The following is a 23,212-nucleotide window of genomic DNA, read 5'->3' as shown; positions in this document are numbered from 1 at the left end:
GCATGTTTCTGGGCATTGATTGCGGCACTCAAGGTACCAAAGCGCTGATCCTCGATACCCGCACCGGCAAGGTGCTGGGCCACGGGTCCGCGCCTCACACGCTGGATGCGCAGGCCAATGGCCGACGCGAGCAGGATCCGGCCCAGTGGGTGGCGGCGTTCGAAACGGCCACCGCCCAGGCGCTACAGGAAGCGGGCATCGATGGCCAACTGATCGAAGGCGTCGGGGTGTCAGGCCAGCAACATGGCCTGGTGCTGCTGGATACTGATGGCCAGGTGTTGCGCCCGGCCAAGCTCTGGTGCGATACCGAAACCACGGCCGAAAACGACAGGCTGCTGCACTATCTGGGCGGTGAAAAAGGCTCGCTGGAACGTCTAGGGGTAGTCATAGCGCCCGGGTACACCGTCTCCAAGCTGCTATGGACCAAGGAGCAGTTTCCACAATTGTTTGCGCGGATCGATGCAATCCTGCTCCCCCACGATTACCTCAATTACTGGCTGACCGGACGGCGTTGCAGCGAATACGGGGATGCCTCGGGCACCGGTTACTTCAACGTGCGCAGTCGCCAGTGGGACCAGCAACTGCTGCGCCATATCGATCCCGATGGACGCCTGCAGGCAGCCCTGCCCGAGCTGCTGGACGCCCATGAGGCCGTGGGCCAGATACGCCCGGAAATCGCCCGGCGCCTGGGTATCAACCCAGCGGCTGTGGTCGCCAGTGGCGGCGGCGACAACATGATGGGCGCCATCGGAACCGGCAACATTGTCGCCGGGGAAATCACCATGAGCCTGGGGTCGTCGGGCACGGTGTACGCCTACAGCGCCGAGCCGGTCATCAACCCGAGCAGCGAAGTAGCGACTTTCTGTTCATCCAGCGGCGGCTGGCTGCCGTTGATCTGCACCATGAACCTGACCAACGTCACCAGCGCCGTGCGCGAGCTGTTCGAACTGGACCTGGCGGGGTTCAATCACCAGATCGAACGCGCACCAATCGGCGCCGAGGGGGTGCTGATGCTGCCCTTCCTCAACGGCGAACGCGTCCCCGCCCTGCCACAGGCGCAAGGCAGCCTGCATGGCTTGACCAGCAGCAATCTGAACCAGGCCAATCTATGCAGAGCGGCGGTCGAAGGCACTACCTTCGGGCTGCGTTACGGCCTCGACCTGCTGCGCGACAGCGGCTTGCCTTGCCACAGCATCCGCTTGGTGGGCGGCGGGTCTAAGAGCCCGCTGTGGCGCCAGATAGTGGCCGATATCATGGGCGTTCCGGTGATTTGCACCGAAGAACCGGAGGCCGCCGCGCTAGGCGCGGCGATTCAGGCTGCCTGGTGCGTCAGCGCGGACGCGACGACGTTGCAAGCGCTGTGCAAACGCTGTGTGCGAGTGGACGACCACAGCCAGACGCCACCGGTGCCGGCGAACGTCGCCAAGTACCAACAGGTCTATCAGCGCTATCGCCAGCAACTAAAGGCGTTGTGAGAAAACGCCGTACAAGTTGATAGAATCGCCGCCAGCTTTTCAGGTGCGTAACTAACGACTTGATACAATTTTTGTGAAAATCAACTAAATCGCCGTCATACAACGGCTTTTTAGTTGATTTTTTGCGTTCTTCTGCAGCTGGCTTATTTACGTTTTGTCTTTTGGACACTATTCTGGCGACACATCAATGTGACCTCGTCACCCCTGCCGGAGCTTCAACCATGTCCAGACTCGCCGAATTTCGTGCTGCCGAAAAAGCCTTGCAAGAGCAACTTGCACAGCTGGAGACACTGAAAAACGACGCAGGCCTCAAGAAAGAAATCGAATTCGAAGAAAAACTTCAAGCATTGATGAAAAGTTACGACAAGAATCTGCGTGACGTCATCTCGATTCTCGATCCTTCCGCCGTCAACGCCAAATCCACCCCCGTTGCCCCGGTCAAGACCCGCAAGCCTCGTGTACTGAAAGTTTACGAGAACCCGCACACCGGCGAACTGATCGAAACCAAGGGCGGCAACCACAGCGGCCTTAAGGCGTGGAAGCGCGAGCACGGCAGCGATACCGTCGAAAGCTGGTTGCGCGCTTAAAAGTTTTTTTAAGGTTCACGGAACCACTGCCTGATTTTCACGGTATTTTCACCGTTGGAGGGAGATTATCAAGGCTGCTGAAGGACCAGCGCCCCATATGCCCGCTTCGGCGGGCTGCTTATTTCTCGCTCCGCCGTTTCAATCCTCTCCTGCGCTTCATTCGAACTCCACTCTCCTGAATATTTGTTCACATTCGCTCCACTCCGGCCGTGCATTTGGCATTAGCGCCCTCCCTGCGTATTATTGATCAGCCCCGTCGCAAGACGCTTTGCATTGGCGACGATCATTTTCCAACGGAGCCCTCATGAGTCTCGACACCCTTAACACCTTGGCCGGCGTAACCGCGAGCCCTGACACAGCGACGCAACAGTTCGTGTTCAACCACACCATGTTGCGCGTCAAGGACATTACCCGCTCGCTCGATTTCTATACCCGCGTATTGGGATTCAGCCTGGTGGATAAACGCGATTTCCCTGAAGCCCAATTCAGCCTCTACTTCCTCGCCTTGGTCGATAAACAGCAAATCCCCCAAGACGACGCAGAACGCCATCAATGGATGAAGTCGATTCCCGGCGTATTGGAATTGACCCATAACCATGGCACTGAATCAGACGCCGACTTCGCCTACCATAATGGCAATACCGACCCACGCGGTTTCGGCCATATTTGTATTTCGGTTCCGGATGTCACAGTTGCGTGCGCCCGATTTGAAGAACTCGGGGTGACTTTTCAAAAGCGCCTGAGCGATGGCCGCATGAAGCATCTGGCCTTCATCAAGGACCCGGATGATTACTGGGTCGAAATCATCCAACCTGCGCCAATGGCGTGAAGGTATAAAAAAACCCGCGAATTCGCGGGTTTTTTTATCTATGCCAATACAGTATCAAGCCGGTGCGGAAGTGCGAATCAAGTGGTCGAACGCTGCCAGCGATGCCTTGGCGCCCTCGCCCATGGCGATGATGATCTGTTTGTACGGCACAGTGGTGACGTCACCTGCGGCAAATATGCCGGGATGGCTGGTTTCGCCCCGGGCGTCGACGATGATCTCACCACGCGGGCTCAACTCGATAGCGCCTTTTAGCCAGTCAGTATTGGGCAGCAAGCCGATCTGCACGAATATGCCTTCCAGCGCGACGGTGTTGAGCACGCCGTTGATGCGATCCTTGTAGACCAGGCCATTGACCTTCTGACCGTCGCCGGTCACTTCAGTGGTCAACGCGTTGGCGATCACCGTCACGTTCGGCAAGCTGTGCAGCTTGCGCTGCAATACCGCGTCTGCACGCAAGAGGCTGTCGAACTCGATCAGGGTCACGTGACTGACGATACCGGCCAGGTCGATGGCCGCTTCCACACCCGAGTTGCCGCCACCAATCACCGCAACTCGCTTGCCCTTGAACAACGGGCCATCGCAGTGCGGGCAGTACGCGACGCCGCGGTTGCGATATTGCTGCTCGCCCGGCACATTCATTTCGCGCCACCGGGCACCGGTAGCCAAAATCAGCGACTTGGACTTGAGCACCGCGCCATTGGCGAAATGCACTTCATGCAGGCCGCCATCGACGGCGGGGATCAGTTTCTCGGCACGCTGCAGGTTCATGATGTCGACTTCGTACTGCTTGACGTGCTCCTCCAGCGCCATGGCCAGCTTCGGCCCTTCGGTTTCCTTGACGGAAATGAAGTTCTCGATCGCCATGGTGTCGAGCACCTGACCGCCAAAGCGCTCCGCAGCCACGCCGGTACGAATGCCTTTACGCGCGGCATATACGGCCGCCGCCGCACCGGCAGGACCACCACCGACCACCAGCACATCGAAGGCTTCCTTGGCATTGAGTTTCTCGGCCTGACGAGCACCCGCGCCGGTGTCGAGCTTGGCGAGAATTTCTTCCAGGCCCATCCGGCCCTGGCCGAAGTTTTCACCATTGAGGTAGAGGCTCGGCACCGCCATGATCTGACGTCGCTCGACTTCGTCCTGGAACAGTGCGCCGTCGATGGCCACGTGGCGTACTTTCGGGTTGAGCACCGCCATCAGATTGAGCGCCTGGACCACGTCCGGGCAGTTCTGGCACGACAGCGAGAAGTAAGTCTCGAACAGGTACTCGCCGTCGAGCGCCTGGATCTGGGCGATGACTTCTTCGCTGGCCTTGGAGGGATGGCCGCCCACTTGCAGCAGGGCCAGTACCAACGAGGTGAATTCATGGCCCATGGGGATGCCGGCAAAGCGCACGCCGATGTCCGCACCTGGGCGATTGATGGAAAACGACGGCTTGCGTGCATCCTGGCCATCGCTGCGCAGGGTGATCTTGTCCGACAGTGCATCGATATCCTGCAGCAGCCCCAGCAACTCCTGGGACTTGGCGCCGTCGTCCAGCGAGGCGACGAGTTCGATCGGTTGGGTGACCCGTTCCAGGTACGACTTCAACTGCGCTTTGAGGTTGGCGTCCAACATGAGGGCGATTCCTTGGTGGTGTCTGAAAATAAAGGCGCAACAATCCCGCCCGCTGTTATCAGCAGAGTGGTCGATGCGGGTTCAAAAATAAAATATACAGCGGATCATTACCTTCACACCTGTAGGAGCGGGCTGTGCCCGCCAAGCCTTCAAGGTCGATAATGCCGACCTCTTCGCGGGCAGCGCGCGCCCCCACAGGGTGGATATGGCTGGCGATGGGAGCATCAGGGAGATGCTCTCAGCGCCGTTGGCAATTTAGATCTTGCCAACCAGGTCCAGCGATGGAGCCAGAGTCGCTTCGCCCTCTTTCCACTTGGCTGGGCAGACTTCGCCCGGGTGGGCGGCAACGTACTGAGCGGCTTTGACTTTGCGCAGCAGCTCGGATGCGTCACGGCCAACACCACCGTCGTTCAGTTCGACGATCTTGATTTCGCCTTCTGGGTTGATCACGAAAGTACCGCGGTCAGCCAGGCCAGCTTCTTCGATCAGCACGTCGAAGTTGCGCGAGATCAGGTGAGTCGGGTCACCGATCAGCGGGTACTGAACCTTGCCGATGGCTTCCGAAGTGTCATGCCAGGCTTTGTGAGCGAAGTGGGTGTCAGTCGAGACGCCGTAGATTTCCACGTTCAGCTTCTGGAATTCAGCGTAGTTGTCAGCCAGGTCGGTCAGTTCGGTCGGGCAGACGAAGGTGAAGTCGGCTGGGTAGAAGAAAAAGATGGACCATTTGCCTTTGAGGTTAGCTTCCGAAACCTCTACGAACGCGCCGTTGTGAAAGGCAGTTGCGTTAAATGGTTTTACTTTGCTGTTGATGATAGGCATCAGGTGACTCTCCTTCAGGGTTGATAATCTGATGGGGGGTATCCTAACGGCCTTTTGCCCATCGTGCCCATTGGCAAAGTCGATGTGTGCGATTGCTTTTGCCTATCGATGGACACTATAAAGAGTCATGGACGCGAGGATGGCACGCCCTGCTCCCACAAGTACAACTCGGTCTGTGGGTGCAAGGCTTGCCCGCGAAGAGGCCGAACCAGCGGAACGCCGAATTACCAGCTAAACCGCACCCCTACGTTAGCCCCCCAAGGCTGCGAGAGCTTCTCGCCATCGGTGTACTGGAAGTCGGCATGCACGTCCCACTTGTCGGCGATGGCCACCGACAGGCCCGCCCCAAGTTCGCCACGCGACCCGGACAAATCGTTGTTGAAGCTGTTGCCGTTGACCGACACCTCGTTGCCCTTGGCAAATTCATGCACATAGGCCGCCCGCACATAAGGCTGGGCATAGCGCCCTTCGCCCAGATCAAAACGGCGTCCGGCCGTGGCGCCCAGCTTGCCGAGCAGCGAGCGAGTACGTTCGCCACTGGCCTGCATGTCATTGTCGAGGCTGTAATCGCGCCCCTGAATGAATACCGTGGCCAACTGCGCCGAGGGTTCGACGAAGTAGCCATCATCGAGCTTGATATGCTTGCCGAACTCCGCCGAGGCGCCCAGTGCGTTGTTGTCGTAGCTGCCTTTGGTACGGGTACCGTCGCTGAGATTGACCTTGGAGTCGTTGTTGAACCGGTTGAATTTCAGCACGCCATCAAAGTAGTACCCGCTCTGGGCATCCAGCCAGGTGGTATAGACCCCCGCATAGTAACTTTTGACCGTACCGCTGGAACCGCGGGCCAGGCTCAGGTCGGAGTCGCTATGACCCGCCAGCACCCCCAACAGCCACTGGCCGTCGCCCACGGGCAGCGGCGCATCCGCACCGATCGAGAAACCATTCTGCTGCTGGCTGTAGCTCAGGCCATTGTTGGCACTGACGTCGTACTTGGCGCCGTAGACCCGGCTCCACGCCCCGGTCTGGCTGCTGTTGCTGCGCAATTCACCCATGCGGCTGCGCAGCGAGCTCAACTCGCCGTACCACACGGTAGGCGCGGTGTTGAACAACGCCAGCACCGAGGCGGTACCGGGGCTGATGGTCTTCTGCGAGGCATCCAGGTACCAGTCGGTACCCTCGCCGCGCAGTCCATAGGACCAAGTGCCCAGGTCGACAGCGCCGCCCACCAGCCCGAAGGTCGCATCGCCCGCGTTGATATGCACCACGTGCAGGCTGGTGTCGCTGACCGGATCGGTGCCGGTGCTGGCGATCAGCAACTCGTGATTGCCGCTGGCATTGCCGGTGACGTTGAGGAAGTCACGGTCGCCCGAAGCGAAATCGACGTCCATGACAAATGTGCCGTTGCCTGACAGATCGCCGACGTTCAGTGTCTGAAAGTCCGTGGCCTCGCCGAAGCGCACACGTCCGCCGTTCAAGCTCAGCGTGTCGACCGTACTGTCCTCGACCATCTGCCATTGCGCGTTATTGTTGATGCTCAGCGACTGCAGGTTTTCCAGACGACCGGTCAGCAAGGAGCCCGAGTCAAGGGTGACGTTGGCGGTTGTGCCGGCGGCGGCGATCACGTCACCGGTCAGTTGGCTGCCATTGGCCAGGGTTACTTGCGCAGTGCTGGTATCAGCCAGCTTGACCGAGCCAGTCATCTGGCTGCCGCTGTCAAGGCTCAAGCTAGCGCTGCTGGCGTCGTTGAGGTTGAGATCGCCCAGCAAATGACCGGCATTGGCGAGGCTTACCTGTGCCGAACTGGTACCGGCCAGGTTGACCGAACCCGTCATCTGGCTGCTGCTGTCAAGGCTCAAGCTAGCGCTGCTGGCGTCGTTGAGGTTGAGATCGCCCAGCAAATGACCGGCATTGGCGAGGCTTACCTGTGCCGAACTGGTACCGGCCAGGTTGACCGAACCCGTCATCTGGCTGCTGTCCAGGTTCAAGGTGGCGCTGCTGGCGTCGATCAGGTTGATGTCACCCAGCAACAGGCTGGAAGTGGCCAAACTCAGCTGTGCGTCCGTCGTATCGGCCAGGTTGACTGACCCGGTCATCTGGCTGCCACTGCCCAGGCTCAGGCTGCCCGTACTAGCGCCGGCCAGATTGAAATTACCGCTCAGCAGACTGCCGTTGGCCAGTGCCAGGTTGGCCACACTACCGTCTTGCGCGTCGACATCGCCAGTGAGGCTGGCGCTGTTCATGCTCAAATCCAGCAGCGCATCACCGAACCCTGCAATGGGCGCATGCACGATAATGTTGCCCGTCAAATCGCTGTTGCTGACGTTGGCCTGTACCTTGCTGCTGCCATTGACGTCCAGGATTACCCCGTTACCGCCCACCAGGGTCGAGCCGTTGCGGATATTGATCACTGAGGTGGTCAAGCCCCGATTGAACACATTGATCGCAGCACCCGTGCCCCCTTCTACCGAGGTGTTATCAAGATCGACCACCGAAATACCGTTGTTGGCCGGCCGTATTACGGTAATGCCGAAATTGCCGCCCTTGATCTGGCTATCGATCAGCATGATGGTACCGCCACTGGAACTCAAACCGTTGCCATTGGCGCCAGTGGCGGTTACCTGCGAATTGATCAATGTCAGGTCGGATTCCGCCACATTAATGCCTCCCGTCCCTCCCGTTATTTGACTATTTCGAATGACGGCCGTGCTTGGACCGGCCAATGTGCTCGTGACCCGCATACCCACTGCGGTACCGAAGATGACGCTGTTATCGACAGTCAGGGCGGAGCCTTGGTTATTCAGGCCAGTACCGGCGGACCCACGCAAGCCGATAGTTGCGCCACTGAGATTTACGGTAGACCCAAGGGTGCTAATACTCTCAGCATCACTGTTGATAACATTGAATACACCGCCATTGACCACATTCCAGGCCTGATAGGCTTGATCATTATCGATTAGCGAAACGGTGGTGCCATCCACGTCCCCTGCCAACGAGTAGCCACTCCACAGTAACGGCACCACGGTCAGGTACCTGATCAGGCCCGCCAAGGGGCTCAAAGGGAACTGTGCGGGACGGACGGGCAAAGCGTTGCGGGACGTATTCAACAAGATATCCTCTAGGGGGAGTGATGGGCATGGGTGGGTGCCCACCTCGCGGGTCCGCATGGTAGTTGCAACGATTTGTAATCTCTTTAGGACACGTCTGATTTTGCTTCTCGATCATTCAGTACCGACGCCAACAGGGCGCAGCGACCGGGATCACTGCGCCCACACGGCGTCTCTGACTCAAGGCAACTGGGGTATCTCGCACAAGCCGCCAGGGGTCCCCATCGTCACAAGGTTTTCTTTGATCTGCGACGTCACCGTCAACCCCTCGACCGCGATGGTGTAATAGTACTGGCACCAACCGGAGCCTCCTGTGGCGGGGTGCAAGCTGAACAACCGGTCCTCTGCGGGCTCTACCGTGGAAATATCGTTGGTGCTGCTCCACTTGAACGTTTTTGTCTGATGACTCTGAGGGATCTCGACACCCACTCCACCATCGGAAGCGCGCGTATAGCCCTTCCAATACACGGTCACCTCGGTTTTACCGTCTTCGAACTGCGGGTTACGAGGGATCTTTATATGGATGCGACCATGGTCCATGTGAGCGACTCTGCAATTGATGATGGCGCGCTCGTTGTCCGCCTCCGCCTGCGGCAGACCAGGGGCGATAAGGGTCAACTCGACGACGTTGACCAGAACCGGCGTCGGTTTGCACCAGAGCTCGTTGGCGCCGCTGGGATCGCTGATGCTGTAGGAAACCGGTACCTCCAGACCATTACCGCCAGCCTGGATCACCCCCCAGAGTATCTTGATGTCGACGGGACTACCGGGTAAGTCACCTGCTGCGACGGAGTGTGGATCCCCGACTGGAACATCTCGCCAATAGGCCTGAATGACGTCGCCCTCTTTAGCGCCGTCAAAAAGCGCAAATTTCAGGGTCGCGTCTTTCTCAAAGTTGTCCTTACCTTCAAGGGTGTTGTCGTCACCGGCGAACGGCTTGAGGGTTACCCGCGGCAAGTCGGGATTGACCGGCTCGGGCCACTCGGGATTGGGCGGACCTACGGTCTCGAAGTTAGCAATGACGGTAATCTCAGCCGACGGCCAGGCGTTATAGCCCCGCCAGACCTGATACGACACCTTGATGTCGACATCCCCCGTGGTGCCTTCCGGATATTCCTTGCGCAGCACATCATTGGGCACACGGATATCCATCGGAAAACCCACGCCGTTATACAAGTAAACAGGCGGCAGATCAGTAGCGCCCCATGTCACCACGATGGAGTCGCTCGAACGGAAATAATCGCCAATCGGGCCAACGGTTACATCAATGCCTTGGGCGATATCCGCGTACTCGAGTTTCGGGTTGGCCAGAAACACAGAAGGACGGGCGATGGGACCTGGTACTGGCCCCTTGGCAACTTTGACCGGTAACGCCTGGGATAGACGGCTGATATTGCCGGGCTTGTCCTTGAGAAAATAGAAGAAATAACAGCGCCCGTTTACTTCGGCAGTATCGAGAAGCAGTTGCTTTGGAACAGTGACCTTGCGATCCACCAGCAACGCTTCTTGCATGTTAGGCAGCGGCTGTCCATCTTCGGGAATTTGCCCCAGCCATGACCACATGATCACATCGCCCGCGTCGTCATTGGCATAGGTGGGGATTTCCACTTCCAGCCCTTGGGTCAAACCGGCGATATAGGCATCGTCGACCAGAAAAGTTTCCTGGTCAAACGGGTATATGACCGGTGCGAGCATTTCGTCTGTTGCGCCAGGTGGGGTCCAGTCCTGAATGGCACTGACCACCTTGGAAGTTGACTCCGGCCCAGCCCAACTCTCTACACGGAAGCGATAGTCGAACGCCCCTTCGTCATTCATATACACTGCTGGCATCGATATACGAACCGGGAAAAGGCCGGCAACGGCTTCTAGCTCAATGACTTCACCTAGCAGTTGATAGGTCAGGTCCGGCTCGCCCTGATGCTTACGTTCAAGGAAAATCTTGTCGACTTCTCCAGGATACTCTGAGGGGTTAAAATATCCCAAGAGGTACACAGGCTGCGCCTGGTTCTTTTGCCCGGCCTTGAACCAACGGTCCTCGACCATATTGCTTGTTTCGAAATACGGCGCCGCTACTTCATCGTCAGCGCGCGGTTTGCGTTTCGATAAGGCCTGCGCCCGCAGATGTTGGTAAGCCTTTTGCCGACGTTCACGTTCATCCGCTCGCTTTTGCTTGGCTGCTTTCAACCTGGTGTTGAAGCTCATATCTGCAACTCCCTTATCGAACTCGGTGGTTGTGGGTTTACCGACATCAACATGACGCGCGGACGCCCTTACCACGGGATTAGGAGGCATATGACGGATTTCGCCTACTGTAAGAAATGACAGGTTTTTAGAACACTTCGCTATAGATAAAATAGCCATTAGGCTTGGCGTACAAAAAATGAAGACTTTTATTTTAGTGAATATTTAATTTCATCAAAAAACGGCGCAACGCCAGATATATCGAAAATTTCGACCTTTGTCATTTTTGTCGAAAATTCCTACAAATCCAATCAATTAGGTCCTACATTAATCTTCCGGCAGCACTACTAAACTGCAAAACCTGTCATTTCCTACAGGTTTCAAACATGGCAAATCAGGCTATAACCCATTGCGTATCCAGTCGCATCTACGCAGGTCCTAGCCAGCGACCTGCATCCACCGTTGGGAGTGATTGCCATGCCAAGGAATTCTCGCAAACACCTGAGCACCAGCCCCGCCGATGCGGACACCGCCAAACATCTGGGGTCGATTTCGCTCACCTGCCGCGAGCAACAAGTGCTAATGTGGGTCGCTCAGGGAAAAAGCTCATGGGAAATCGGCCACATCATCGAATGCAAGGAATGCACAGTGAACTTCCATTGCCGAAACATCATGGGGAAATTGAATGTGAGCACCCGTGCTCATGCCTTGATCATGGCCGTGGGACTGGGACTGCTAAGCCCCGGACCATAGGGCGCACCGCGCCCGGAGCGGCCGTCCATCTGCTGGGTAATTGAATCTTGGACCTCAAAGTAATGATCGCAGACGACCACCCTGTCGTCCTGCTCGGCACTACCGCAACGCTTAGCGCCGACCCTCGTCAAGGCTTCGAAGTGGTCGGCACCGCCAATACCGTGGTCGGCCTTTTCGATTTGCTTGCTCGGGTAACCTGCAAAGTCTTGATTACGGACTTTTCCATGCCCAAAGGCGAACTGGCCGATGGCCTGACGATGATCGGCCGCATACGCCGCGAATACCCCCAAGTACAGATCGTCGTGCTGAGCATGCTCAGCAGTACCCACATATTGCGGGCGTTACTGCGTATGGGCGTCATGGGTTTGTACAACAAGAACGAAAACCTGACCGAATTACCGCGGGCGACGCGTCTGGCGGGAATGAGACGTCGCTATATCAGTCCCAGTTATATGCGCAAGCTGGAACAACCCAACGATCCGTTGTCAGCACGAGAACTTGAGGTATTACGGATGATGGCCAACGGGTTGTCGGGTCGCGATATCGCCTTGCTTACCCATCGCAGTGAAAAGACCGTAAGCCGGCATAAACGCAATGCCATGGACAAGCTGGGACTGGCCCATGACAGCGCGCTGCTCGATTACATCACTGGCCTGGACGCCAGCGGCTAAAAGGTCCAACTCTGCACGAAGGTCGATAATGGCCCCCGTGCAGGCATGCGTCATGCCTTGGGAGCGAGTTGCGTCTGATGCTCCGCTACGAGGGCATCACCCGCACGCACGATGGTGCGGGCGTCACCGTTGACCTCGACCAGGCTAACCAGCTCTCCGGATCGGTAGAAGCGGCGTTCGGCGGCGGCTTGGCAGATCCGATCGTCGGCGCTGTAGCGATAATCCAGCTCCGCCGCGTCGGTCGGCTTGACCCTGACCAAACGGCTCAGCCCATCGTACTCCAGCTCCCGGCCCTCCTCGTCTTGCAGCAGGCAGCCATTGGCATCGTATTTCAAGATCATGTTGAACCTGGCATACGCTGCGTGATCGTTAGTGATCTCTACCAGTACCGCCGGATCTACAGCACTGTAGGCGTACGTGGCAAAGTTGCTCCCTGACGTGCCGTCAGCCTCCTTGAACTCGGTCAAGACAATCTCATGGTTGTCGATGGCGTCGCACAGAAACACCTGGCTGACCATCTGCTTGTTCGCCGGATCAAAAGGCGCCTCACTGCCGGTGGCCGTGTACGTATCCAGCCGCCCGCGGACGTCGTAGTTGAAACCTTCCTCCCGCAGCACTGTGTCCGCTTCGCTGAGGGTGCGTTTGCTCATCTGGTCGAGCAAGGTGTAGGCCTGGGCGAGTTTTTGCACCTGGCCGTCGCCCAGGTCGAACGTGCGCAGGACCTCTCGCCCCTGTTCGTCATATTCCAGGCTAATGTTGACCTGCTGATCGAGTGCATCGTCCCGGGTATTGATACCATCGTTCAGGCCCGACGCGTTGTACGTCAGACGAGTGTGAGTGGTTCCCAGTCGAGTGGCGCTCAGACGTCCGCCCAGGTCATAGCTGTGGGTCTGGGTATTGCCCAGTACGTCAGTGTAACTGAGCAGTCGGCCGCGCAAGCTGTAGACGTAGCTCATGTCATGCTCGCCGTTGGCATCGATGAGCCGCTCGGACTTCAGCTCGCCTGTACTGAAGAACTCGCGCTTGAACTCATGCCCCGACTCGCTGCCTGACAACAACCGCGCATTTTGCTGGTCGAGGCTGTAGATCGCCGAAATAGGCCCGCCATCGATCTGCCGAGTTACCGGATCATCGCTCAGGTGGGGTTTGTAGGTGTAGGCAATCATATCTCCGGCTGGCGTGTGCACGAAATCCGGCTGCGACCCGGTGCTGTTGTAGGTATTTCTTCGATGACGGTTGCCGATGATTGAAACAGTGAGGCGCGACAACCCATCAAACTGCTGAGTCCCTAGATGATAGGTCTTGCCCGCCGCCACGACACCGATGGAAGTCGGTAGATCTTCGCTGCTATGCGCTGCAAACTCGCGTTTGACTACCGCGCCGTCCGGCAACACGTTGCTGATCAGGCGGTCGAACACGTCATAGCTATAAGACGTCGCACGGCCGCGCGCGTCCTGCTCTTTGCGCAGCCGGCCCAGGCCGTCGTACTCGGAGGCCTCCTTGCTATACAACCCTCCGGCAACGCTCCGACGCTCTACCCAATCGGCCTTTTCGAACAGGTTGTTCTTGGTCACGGTCTTGCCAATCCCTGTACGCCAGGCGCTGGTCTCCAGAGACACTGGGTCGGTCTGCTCGTAGTCCACCACACCATCGGGGCCGGTCGCCGACTTTTGCTGGCCCCAATCGTCGTACGTAAACACAGTCGTCAAGGCCAGACTGTCTTGACCCAACCAATCCCATTCGGCCTTGGTGAATGAAGTATCGGACACCGCCGGAGCATCGCCCAAGCGTACATCAAACTCGGTTTCGCTGACCAACTGCCCCAGCGCGTCATAGCTGGCAGCGTAGGTCTGCACGAACTCGCTGGCGCGGGTCGGCGAGTCGCAAAGCTGGCGCTCTTCTTTGATGGCGCGGTTAAGACCATCGAAATACGTACGGGTTTCCACCCCCTTGACATCGACGACCCGTTGCACGGCCTGTTCGCCCGCAGCATTGACCAACCCATAGAAATAGCTGCGCTGGGCACGCTCAGGGGTGTTGGGCGCAGCGATTTCAGCGGTTACCTGATCGAGCGCGTTGTACTGCGTTTCGATCTCCACGCCATTATCGTCGTGGTCAAGCAGGACGTTGCCGGTCAGTATCGACGCTTGGCGGCTGATGACCTTCTGTAGTGAATCGAAGGTGGTCGTGGTCTCTACGGTCTTCAGCGTGGCACTGGCAGATATTTTCTCGTACGTGTATTGGGTGGTCGATGCATAGCCGCCAGCGGTCACAGGCGCACCCGTGGCCGGGAAGGTGGTGACACCGCCCAGCGTGACTTTCACCGACTTGGCACGACCATGCTTTCCCGGGTGCGTCGGTTCATGCAGATAGTCGCTGACCTTCACCTGCACTTCGGTCGCACTATCATTGACCAGCGTGGTCTGCAGCTCGCTTGAAGGTGCCAGCCAAGGCATCAAGGAGCCCGACACCGGTGGCTGTTGGCCGGACTCGTAAGGGATCAGGTTCAGCGGATCCAGCAGTGCATAACGATAGCGAGTTCGCAGAACCGGCTCATCGGTATAGGCAGAGTTGGCCGGGTAGGTGGTTTGCTCGCGCAACTGGCTGACGAAGCCGTAAGGATGGGCTGGGCAGCCCTCGGAAGCTTCGGCGGGGTACCAGGTACTGACCTCACGCACACCATTGGCCGCCGTTGTTTCGGTCGGGTTGCCGTAGCGATCGAAGGTGCTGTATTCAGTCTCGGTACGTGCAGTGCCAGCGGCCACATTCCTCCAAGTGGTCTCGACTTGCCGGGGCAATTGGACTTGAGCAGGCTGCAGATCGAAGTCCAGCCCTTCAGTGATGTGATAACGGGTCACAACGCGCTTGATAGAGTCGTTCTGCTGGGTGCTTTCTTCAATCAACAGGTGATAGCGGTTGAAAGTACGAGTGATGGATCGTACCGCCACGCCGGCCACCCACAGTGTCTCGACCGAGCCATAGCGATAAGCGGTGCGCGTCTTGTAGATGTTGTCCAGCCCGTCGTCTTCGAAGATGACATCGCTCAGGCCGGCCCCCAGAAAGTTGTGAATGCTGGGGTTTCCATCGAGGGTATAGGTGTAGCGGACCTCGATCACCGGCTGGCCGAACCCCGGATCGGTGACGTGGCGGGTTACCCGCGGCAACGGCGGGCGGGCTTTGGCGGCAGCACGTGCCTGCGTCACCGCCGGCGACTCGCCGCTGCGCTGGCGACGTCCAAGCTCGAAACGCTCCCGCGCTTCCCGGGCCAACAGGGACAACGGTTCGCCATCATCGGTCAGTTGATCGGCTGCGCTTGAGCCGTCGGGGAAAACGTGACCATCATCCAGATACTCGAGGGTTTCAACGGCACCGGTAGGCGAGCTGATGGTCTTGAGGATCAACATCCCTTTCGCCAATTCATAGGTGAATCGCCAGGAGGACGCGGGTGTCGATGGCAGGCTGATGCGATCGACTCGGTCGCCGGCGCCCAGCCGCAAAGTATAGCGGGCCCAGGCGCCGCCGTCCTCGGCGGCGCCCGGCCGTTGATCGATGTGTACCAGCTTGCCGTCGATCGAAATCTGCAACAGGACAGAGCTGTCGTCGCGCACGGTGGCTAACCGCAAAAAATTTCCGAAGGGTTGGTAGTCCAACTGCAAACGATGCCCCTGAGGCGACTCGACATAACGGGGCAGCGCCACCTGATAACCGGCAATGCCCTGCTCCTGGAGATACTCCACCAATCCCGACTTGTGGACTACACGGTACCAGCCGTTACCGTCTACAAAACAGCGAAAAGAGTCGAGTTTCTGCTCCTTGAATACCAGTCTGCCGCCCTCGGTAGCCGTCGACTTGAACGTTTCCCCCGTGCTCAGCGCGAGAATACCGGTAGCCGGCGTATACTGCGAAAGTTTCAAGTCCCACCCCAAGCCATAGCCACTATGCGTGGTATTGAGCGGATTATAGCTGAGGGATATCGGGAACTCGGGGCCATTCAAATCATAGGACTGCAGCGCCGGCAAGTTGATCGCCAACGTATATTGCCCGGTACGCGGATCGACACCGCTTTCAATAAAGCTCATGAAATTAAAGGCATTGGAATGCACAGCGGTTGAAGAAGTCATTTAGGTCATGTCCTTTAAATTAAACCATGGCCCCTGCGGGCCATGGGCATAGCGAGGGGTTTAAATAGGTTGGGAATTACGCACTACCCTTTCCCGCTTATCGGCTTCGAACCCAAAGGAATTGCGATGTCGCGTACCATTTTCATCCCACAGGACGGCGGTGAAAGTACGCTCGAGATTGAAGCCCGGAATCAACGATTTTTGCCGATAGAAAACTTCCAGCACCCGATGCAGCGAAATCAACAGCGTACCGGTGTCACCTTTCTCGGCATCGATCACCCTGGAGCCCGGCACTTCATCGGTGAAGTCTGGACTGTCATACAACACCGAATTATAGAGTTCGCTCGCATATCGCAAGTGCGTCTGAGGTGCGCTCTCGCGCTCTACCCCAACTAGCATATAGCCCAGGTAGCTGAATGCGTCTTCCTTGGGGTACGGGCTTTCCCATCTGACCCCGGGACCGTCTTCCTCCCATTGCAAACGCAGGAATCTGATCCGCTGCTGATCAAATAGCAGTTGATAATGCCAATAATCGACACTGGTAAAGTTCCACGCGTTATTAGGGTTGTCTGGCTTCCAGTACTGATCACTCGGGTCGTTGCTTTGGTATCCGCCTTCGACGCGTTTATTGGTCGTATCGTACTGATAAGACGAATACTGCGGTACAGCACGAGGTTCCACCGTCAGCTCCCGCTCATCTTGCTCCCCGCCCGTGACATTGGAAGTATGTTCGCGATTGTAAATGTCGGTTAAACGCACAGCAAAAACGGCGGGGCTTTCCGCCAGCGTGTGTAAATACAGGGGAAGGGTTCGTGTATCGTTCGGAGCAGCGGCCAGGCCGTGAGCGTTCGTCCCGCGCGCCAGATTGAAACGATTGCGCTTGGTACTGAACGCCCACTCGGGAACAGGGTCGGTAGACCCGGAAGGAGGCGGTGTCAAGCCTTCGACTGTCGTTGGCAGAAACGGCACTTCCCGACCGTCCTTGAAGACAAGCCGCAGGGTTGCAAGTTCTTCAGGCAGCAACGGCTTGCCGTTTTCGCCGGTGTCCCAAGTCACAGCGATCTCCAACTGCTGCAGACCATTGGCGTAAGGTCTAGCACCGGTCGACGCGGCCTTGAGTTTAAGTGTCAGGTTTTCCCAGTGTGCAGACTTGGTACTCATGTCGAATTGGACAATGCAATAGCCAAATCCAATGGGCATTACCGATGTGCCTATCTCTATCCAACATTCATAGACGACGACTTCGATATCGGCGGTAGGGTTTTCCGGCGATACATAGAACCCATCTTCGGCGACTGTGCCTGCGCCAATGACCGTCCAGCGCTTACGAAACTCAGGATGGCCGGCGTAAATATCATCGTTGGCCTCTAGAAGCAATGCGGCATTGGGGGCGAAATTTTTCGCCAGGGGCGGATAGATTTCAATCCGGTTGGCCTCAGCCTGAAGGATGATACAAACCTCATGGTAAGCGCCCGATGGGGTATGCGTCGCAAGCACGCGCTGAATAGCCACTTTTTCGCCTGCCGCCAGCGCTGCCGGAGGCGTATAGGTTGCGGACGTGCCGTTGGGCACGAGCGTGCCCAGGCCGGGAGTTCCAAGTTGCCAGGTCCAGACTTGCGTGGCATCGCTCGACGCCTGGATCGTAACGGCCGGGCTCCTCACTTCCCGGGTAATCACTTGCGCGGTCACTCCAGGTGTATGGCGTTGCGCGCGCGGTGCGTCCGGTGCGGAGGCTGCTTTGCTGAAGCGCCCGAATACAACCTCATCCACGGTATCAGTATGACGGTCGACTACTGAAAAGTACTTCTCGTTCGGGAATAGTAACTGACCAAACAACCGCTCTGCCCCGCCCTCCCTTAACTTCGGATACGTAGGCGCCACCAACACCGTGGCGCTGTAGTCACTGCCCGGGTCATCTGGAATGAAATACGGGAACGTGGCGTCATCGGGAACTCCTCCACGCGTACCGTCGGGATGCGCAATAAATAGTACCACCGCCCCCTCGCCGCTGGCGCTGTCAGGCTTGGCCTGGGTGCGGAGCACGAAACTTTTCGGCAGCGTGTGGCCGCGCTCGGTTTCGATCCAGCCTAGCGGCAGTTCCCCGCTCGCATGGCTGGCATAGCGCAAGTTGATTTGCTCGAGCAGAAATTCGCCGAGTTTTCTGCGGGCGACATCGAAAGAGCCCAACTCGCAGTGTGGATTTTGGCCTGTCCCAAGGGTGAGCTTGACCGCGCCATAAGGATCTACAGTGCCATCCTGCTGTGCCAGATCGACTTCGAAGGTGAACCGGTAGGTGCGCCCTACGCTGGCGTTAATGATGCGAGTGACCCGTTCAGCCTGACCAACGCTCAGGCTATGCTCGGTGTATATCCCTTTGGTCAGGGCAAAACTGACCAACATTCGTGAATCCTGCAAAGAGTTGGATATAAACGAGATGCGGGGGGCTTCTAACACCATACCCGTGAGGCTGGCGAAACTACTGCCGTCCTCGCTAGTACGGATGCGCAGGGCCTCGATAGGCGTCAATGCCGCCGAACCATGAACCATCAGGGAATAATGGTCCGCCAGGCGCTGGGCAATCCTCGTCCCGTCGAATACTGCAATGGCGCCCCAACCCGCGGTATGGGAGCGACTTTTTAGTTGTTGCAATAACTGCTGTTTAGTAGCCATGAAGATAAGTCCTGATATAGGGGAAAGGGCTCAGCCAATGCAAACAAGCAAATTGGAATCTTCCGGGGCCGGTGGTTCAGGCGGGAACGAAACCAGTGGCAAGGCGAGCAGGATATAGCCCCAATAAGGTGGCAGCCCTGGAATGGGTGCCTGATAAGTGGCAACCACCAATGCGAATGGCAGCACGGGATCGGCATCGGCTGTTAGCAATCCGTTGCTGGCTATGGTCGCGGAACCTGCCACGACTTCCCAGGTGATACCTGGAGGGTCATTCTCCAGACTGAGCTGTACCGTGCGATTTGCGGTATCGAACTGACTTGCCAAGGGCTGGAATATAGGCAACAGGTTATGCAAAACCGCTACGAACACGCGTTCGGTGAGACTACCGACGGTAACGCTGATCGGTACAACCCTTACCAATGCATTGGCGATAGCCGTTTCTGGTGGGATGAAAAGCCGCGCGTTGGGTTCGCCCGGGATCAGTTGCAGTGTTCCATCCTCAGCGGCCGGGCCCGTCCACACAGCAGGTGTGGTGGAGAGTGAACCAAAGGATATTTTGGTGTCGCTACGTGACTGGATTCTGCTGAATTGAATCAGCGGGTTAAGTTCAAGCGATCGACGCACGGTAGTTACCAGAGCGGATGCGCGCGTCAAGCCCTTTACAGCCTCGACCACGACCTGCACTTGCGATCCACTGAGTTGTGCAAGCGTCGGTGCGGTGTAGCGGCCCGTGGTGCTTATGGAACCCGGGTGATGCGTTTCACCGGGCAAGTTGCGGACCGACCATGTCACCCCGGACCCAGGTTTGGAAATAGCGAAATCATGAGTGCTGCCTGCGACCAACACCGGAAACTGGTTGGTCACGGTAAAATCCGACAAGCCTGGGGCGATATGGCCAAACATTGCCATATCATGGCATAGCTCGGCTTGACTGAGCCTTGTCTCGAAAGGCCGATCAAGCAGCAGGCTCGTCAAGGGCACCGTCTCCAAGCCAGTTGGATATCGCATCTTGCGCGCCATAGTTTCGAGTAAAGTTCTCGCAAGATTGCGGACTGTCGTATACACGCCCTGCCAGTCAGCTATCCAAGAGTCATAGTTATACTCGCTCGCAACCAGCTCAGACGTGGAAGCTGATAGCACATTCGCCTCAAGTTTCTGGGTGCCCTCATTCAACAGCAGTTGGTAGCGGATATCAACCGAGCCGCCAATTTTTATCTCGCACTTTCGGCTCTTATCATCAGGATTGCCATCAGAATAATAGGTTTCAAGCTCAACAATGGTACTAGGCACCTGCACTTTTATCGATAAAACGTTTCTGAGCCTATCCGGCGAAACAGGGCTCACGATTTCAATTGATACTTTGGCACCGTTGGGGCCCACCGGCGTAGTCGCGCCCTTAATCGCGACTACGGGATATCTCGACCCAGGTAGCGGTGCCACAATCCACTCACCACTATTAACATTCAATACCCCTTCGGCCACCTCCAGGCGAGTAAATTCATTTGCTCTATTGACTCTGACCGCGAACGGTGCAGGGGGCGGCATGATCACAGCATAATAATCTTTATCACCAATAAAGTAAGCCTTGAAGCAGGCCAATAATAACCTTGCATCCTGCAGGATAACCGTAGCGGTGTACTCATCGGCGCTATCATCAGGTACCAGATAGGCAACGTCCGTTTCACGCACAGGCCAACTGGATGTTTCGAGAGGATCGTCCATTTTTATGAAGGCGACGACGGCACCTTCCCCATATCCAACCTCATTGCGACTCGCCGATGGCGCCTTGCGCTGGGTTCTTAGTCCAAATGAATGAATCGCGAGTACACCGGTGTTTCTCTGGACCCGACTCACAATCCATTGCCGGTCGGCCTTGTCCCATTTTGCAAACTCTTCTTTTAAAAGGCTGCTATTTGCACCAGGGTCCCAAATGGTCTCACCAAAGTTTGCCCGGTAGGTCCCATCTACCAAATCCAGTGCGATCACCCCCACCTCCCCTACTTGTTGCAAAGGCATAAAATTTATCAGGCCACTGAAGTTCGGCGCGTTTAATGCGGTGATCTCATTGATTCTCTTGCAGGTAACAAAGGACTCACCTGCATACTCGTATTGTGTTTCGCGACCTCCGACAACAGGCAACGTCACGCGCGTAACCGGGTCCGCTTTTTCAATGCTCGACTCTTCGAATGACACCAAAACAGAGCCCAGCGATATGTTTTCAAAAAACCGATAAACACGGTCCCCTACCGGCTCCGATCCGGTAATAACAGGAAGACGTCCACCTCCGCTATAGCGTCGAAGGTACTGCTCACGAAATGCTGCATTAATCGTAGCCCGATCAAAGGCGGCTAACGCGTCCCAACCAAACGTTCTGTTCTTCGTCAGCAACCATTCCAGCAATTCGTTTTTGCTGATGTCAATGGCAGTATCGTCACTTGATGGATCTGACATGATGTAGTCCTCTGTCTGCAGTAAAGCCGCCTTACAACTTATAAGGTAGGCGCGATAATTTTGAAGTAAACTCTTGGAAACAGGACACTCGTCTCCCCCCCATCAGCGGTCACACTGACGGTCAATTCAAGAGTGGAGTCGGGCTTGAGTTTGAGCAGCCACTCCTTGCTCAAATACGCCTGCACTGGCGCAGTGGTGTTGGTGACTCTGCGGGCCTTGACGAATTCGTTGGTCTCGACGATGCCGGTGCGCAAAGTGCCCATTGCCGATATCGTCAGCAGTTGCCCCAGCGCAATCAGCGGCCAGGGGGCGACGCTCATCAAGGCTCCCGAGGAGCCAAGCCGCGCCACCTGCAACTCGCCATTGACCGCATCCGTAGATTGCAGGGTCGGATAGCCATTGCTGGGAATCGGCAGCACCTTGAGGCTGAACACCTCGGAATCACGGGGTGCGTCGCCATTGGCTGTGACGCGGTAGAACACCTTGACGACCTTGCCGATGTTCGACGCGACCACGTTGGGGCTGATCAAAAAGCTGGGCGGCCTGGCGCCGTCCGAGACGGTGACAATCTCGCTACCGGTGCCCGCGAACCCTTCCCAGTGCATCTGCACCTGCGCGTCGGCGGGATAAACCGCTTTGCTGGGCACCCGAACACGAATGCCGTCCTTGGTGTCCCCGGCCTTGAACTCGCCTTGCGCTTCACCTGCGCCACTGGCACCGTCGACCACCGGCAACGGCAGTTTCATGGTCGCCCTCACGGCCAGCACCAGAGGCTCGCCACCCTGGCCCATGCCAGGGCGGGCAACCTGATAGCGCAGGGCGATGTTGCGATCCAGGTAATCCTCGAGCCAGTCCCCCTGCACGGTCGCTTCCAGCAAGCCGCTGTCTACCGAGCTGCGGTCCAAGCGAATACCGGTGATGAATTCGACCTGATGGTTGGCGGTATCCTCGATGCTGATGATCAGCGAGTCGCCTTCCTGCAGTTCAGGGTAAGCCGCGATGCGGAACGTCAGGCCATTGCTGACCAGCCCTGGATCGATAGGGCCGCCACCCGTATGTTCGAGGATACGCAGCATGGGCAGACGATCGGCTGGCGCTGGCAGTATGGCGAAACTCTGCGTGGGTGATGCGCTATTGCCGCCGCCCTTGTACTCGATGGAGTAACTCAGCACCCCAGTACCGTTTCTAATCAACGCAATGTTCGAGTACGGGATCTCGAAACCGACGGGCAGGCCCACTTCCGACTCCACCACCTCATGGTCAGCCCTGAACTCGGGGATATTCCCGCCGTTGTCGCGAACGCCCTGCCAGCTAAGAAAGACCTTGTCACCCGCCTGCATCGCTTGCCATGGTGGGATCGCCGCCATCGCGCCCCTGCCATCGAGGCCACTGGCATCGAATTGCAGCCGGTGCGCTTCCCTTATGGAGGCGACGGTCAGGCCTGCCCCGGGGAAATGCCGGAAGCCGACCAGGATATTGACCCGAAGCGATTCCGGGTAGTCATGTTCGAACTCCCAGGTGGGTTGCACCGTGTAGGAAAGCACCGCATGGCCCTGGTCGAGCTCTATGAGCATGAGGTATGGGATTTCGACCAGTATCTCTTCATCGCCTTCCACAAGTTCCCGAGAATCGGGAAACCAGTCGCGCTTCTCGCCGTTGCGGGTAGTACCGTGCCAATAAGCATGCAGCCACAATCCCTTCGCGGCCGTCGTCGCCTGGCAGATCGTGCGCAGCGCTTCGTTGTTCAGCTTTTCAAGGTCCAGGACCCCATATTGATCCAGCCCCGGAACCCTAGGGGGTGGTAGATCGAGTGCCATATCTCAGTCCTTCTTCAATGCCCCACCGCGATCTCGTAATGGGGGAGACGTGTATCTGTCGGGCATTGTCGAATGCTATTGCAGGCCGCCGATACTCACAGAACTGATAGGTACGCA

General features: G+C 57.3%; 13 protein-coding genes. 5 read left to right on the top strand and 8 right to left on the bottom strand.

Translation table 11 applies throughout. The features are described from left to right. Nucleotides 1–2 precede the first annotated feature (2 nt). From xylB to gloA, 3 genes are all read left to right on the top strand, one after another. A complete protein-coding gene (xylB, locus tag LIX93_RS03055; protein ID WP_226502532.1) occupies nucleotides 3–1,475 on the top strand; it encodes a xylulokinase in 1,473 nt (490 codons plus the stop codon). A gap of 221 nt (nucleotides 1,476–1,696) precedes the next feature. Further along, a complete protein-coding gene (locus LIX93_RS03050; protein ID WP_226502531.1) occupies nucleotides 1,697–2,062 on the top strand; it encodes a histone-like nucleoid-structuring protein, MvaT/MvaU family in 366 nt (121 codons plus the stop codon). A gap of 304 nt (nucleotides 2,063–2,366) precedes the next feature. Next, on the top strand, nucleotides 2,367–2,891 hold the full coding sequence (gene gloA / locus LIX93_RS03045) for a lactoylglutathione lyase (RefSeq protein ID WP_226502530.1): 525 nt from the start codon (nucleotides 2,367–2,369) through the stop codon (nucleotides 2,889–2,891). Nucleotides 2,892–2,945: 54 nt separating this feature from the next. Here gloA and ahpF read toward each other — a convergent pair whose 3' ends face one another. The 4 genes from ahpF to LIX93_RS03025 form a co-directional block, all read right to left on the bottom strand. Then, nucleotides 2,946–4,508, bottom strand: coding sequence for an alkyl hydroperoxide reductase subunit F (gene ahpF / locus LIX93_RS03040; RefSeq protein ID WP_226502529.1), 1,563 nt, complete (start codon nucleotides 4,506–4,508; stop codon nucleotides 2,946–2,948). Between the two features lie 255 nt (nucleotides 4,509–4,763). Beyond that, nucleotides 4,764–5,327 carry an alkyl hydroperoxide reductase subunit C gene (gene ahpC / locus LIX93_RS03035; protein ID WP_226502528.1) on the bottom strand — a complete coding sequence of 188 codons (564 nt, stop codon included), beginning with the start codon at nucleotides 5,325–5,327 and terminating at the stop codon, nucleotides 4,764–4,766. A 224-nt stretch (nucleotides 5,328–5,551) separates the two neighbouring features. Continuing rightward, on the bottom strand, nucleotides 5,552–7,981 hold the full coding sequence (locus LIX93_RS29680) for an autotransporter outer membrane beta-barrel domain-containing protein (protein WP_226502527.1): 2,430 nt from the start codon (nucleotides 7,979–7,981) through the stop codon (nucleotides 5,552–5,554). A gap of 630 nt (nucleotides 7,982–8,611) precedes the next feature. Then, nucleotides 8,612–10,633 (bottom strand): hypothetical protein, encoded by a 2,022-nt coding sequence (locus tag LIX93_RS03025; RefSeq protein WP_226502526.1) that lies wholly within the window; start codon nucleotides 10,631–10,633, stop codon nucleotides 8,612–8,614. A gap of 456 nt (nucleotides 10,634–11,089) precedes the next feature. Here LIX93_RS03025 and LIX93_RS03020 point away from each other — a divergent pair, with 456 nt between their 5' ends. Together LIX93_RS03020 and LIX93_RS03015 are read left to right on the top strand one after the other, a co-directional pair. Further along, a complete protein-coding gene (locus tag LIX93_RS03020; protein WP_226502525.1) occupies nucleotides 11,090–11,365 on the top strand; it encodes a LuxR family transcriptional regulator in 276 nt (91 codons plus the stop codon). A 62-nt stretch (nucleotides 11,366–11,427) separates the two neighbouring features. Beyond that, the gene (locus LIX93_RS03015) at nucleotides 11,428–12,036 is read left to right on the top strand and encodes a response regulator transcription factor (protein WP_226502524.1); all 609 of its coding nucleotides are present in this window, start codon (nucleotides 11,428–11,430) and stop codon (nucleotides 12,034–12,036) included. Nucleotides 12,037–12,086: 50 nt separating this feature from the next. Here LIX93_RS03015 and LIX93_RS03010 read toward each other — a convergent pair whose 3' ends face one another. Genes LIX93_RS03010 through LIX93_RS02995 form a run of 4 tightly spaced genes read right to left on the bottom strand, consistent with a single transcriptional unit; the run spans nucleotide 12,087 to nucleotide 23,095 of the window. Then, nucleotides 12,087–16,157: an RHS repeat protein gene (locus LIX93_RS03010; RefSeq protein WP_226502523.1), complete on the bottom strand. Its 4,071-nt coding sequence runs from the start codon at nucleotides 16,155–16,157 to the stop codon at nucleotides 12,087–12,089. Between the two features lie 60 nt (nucleotides 16,158–16,217). Continuing rightward, nucleotides 16,218–18,827, bottom strand: a complete 2,610-nt coding sequence (locus LIX93_RS03005) for a hypothetical protein (RefSeq protein ID WP_226502522.1) — start codon at nucleotides 18,825–18,827, stop codon at nucleotides 16,218–16,220. A gap of 30 nt (nucleotides 18,828–18,857) precedes the next feature. After that, the gene (locus LIX93_RS03000) at nucleotides 18,858–21,278 is read right to left on the bottom strand and encodes a hypothetical protein (RefSeq protein ID WP_226502521.1); all 2,421 of its coding nucleotides are present in this window, start codon (nucleotides 21,276–21,278) and stop codon (nucleotides 18,858–18,860) included. Nucleotides 21,279–21,316: 38 nt separating this feature from the next. Then, nucleotides 21,317–23,095 (bottom strand): hypothetical protein, encoded by a 1,779-nt coding sequence (locus LIX93_RS02995; RefSeq protein ID WP_226502520.1) that lies wholly within the window; start codon nucleotides 23,093–23,095, stop codon nucleotides 21,317–21,319. Between the last annotated feature and the right edge of the window lie 117 nt (nucleotides 23,096–23,212).

Origin of the sequence: Pseudomonas sp. MWU16-30317, from assembly GCF_020515695.1 — a bacterium.
Taxonomy (GTDB): domain Bacteria; phylum Pseudomonadota; class Gammaproteobacteria; order Pseudomonadales; family Pseudomonadaceae; genus Aquipseudomonas.
The sequence above is the reverse complement of the archived record's forward strand: the minus strand, read 5'-3'. Positions and strand labels throughout refer to the sequence as shown.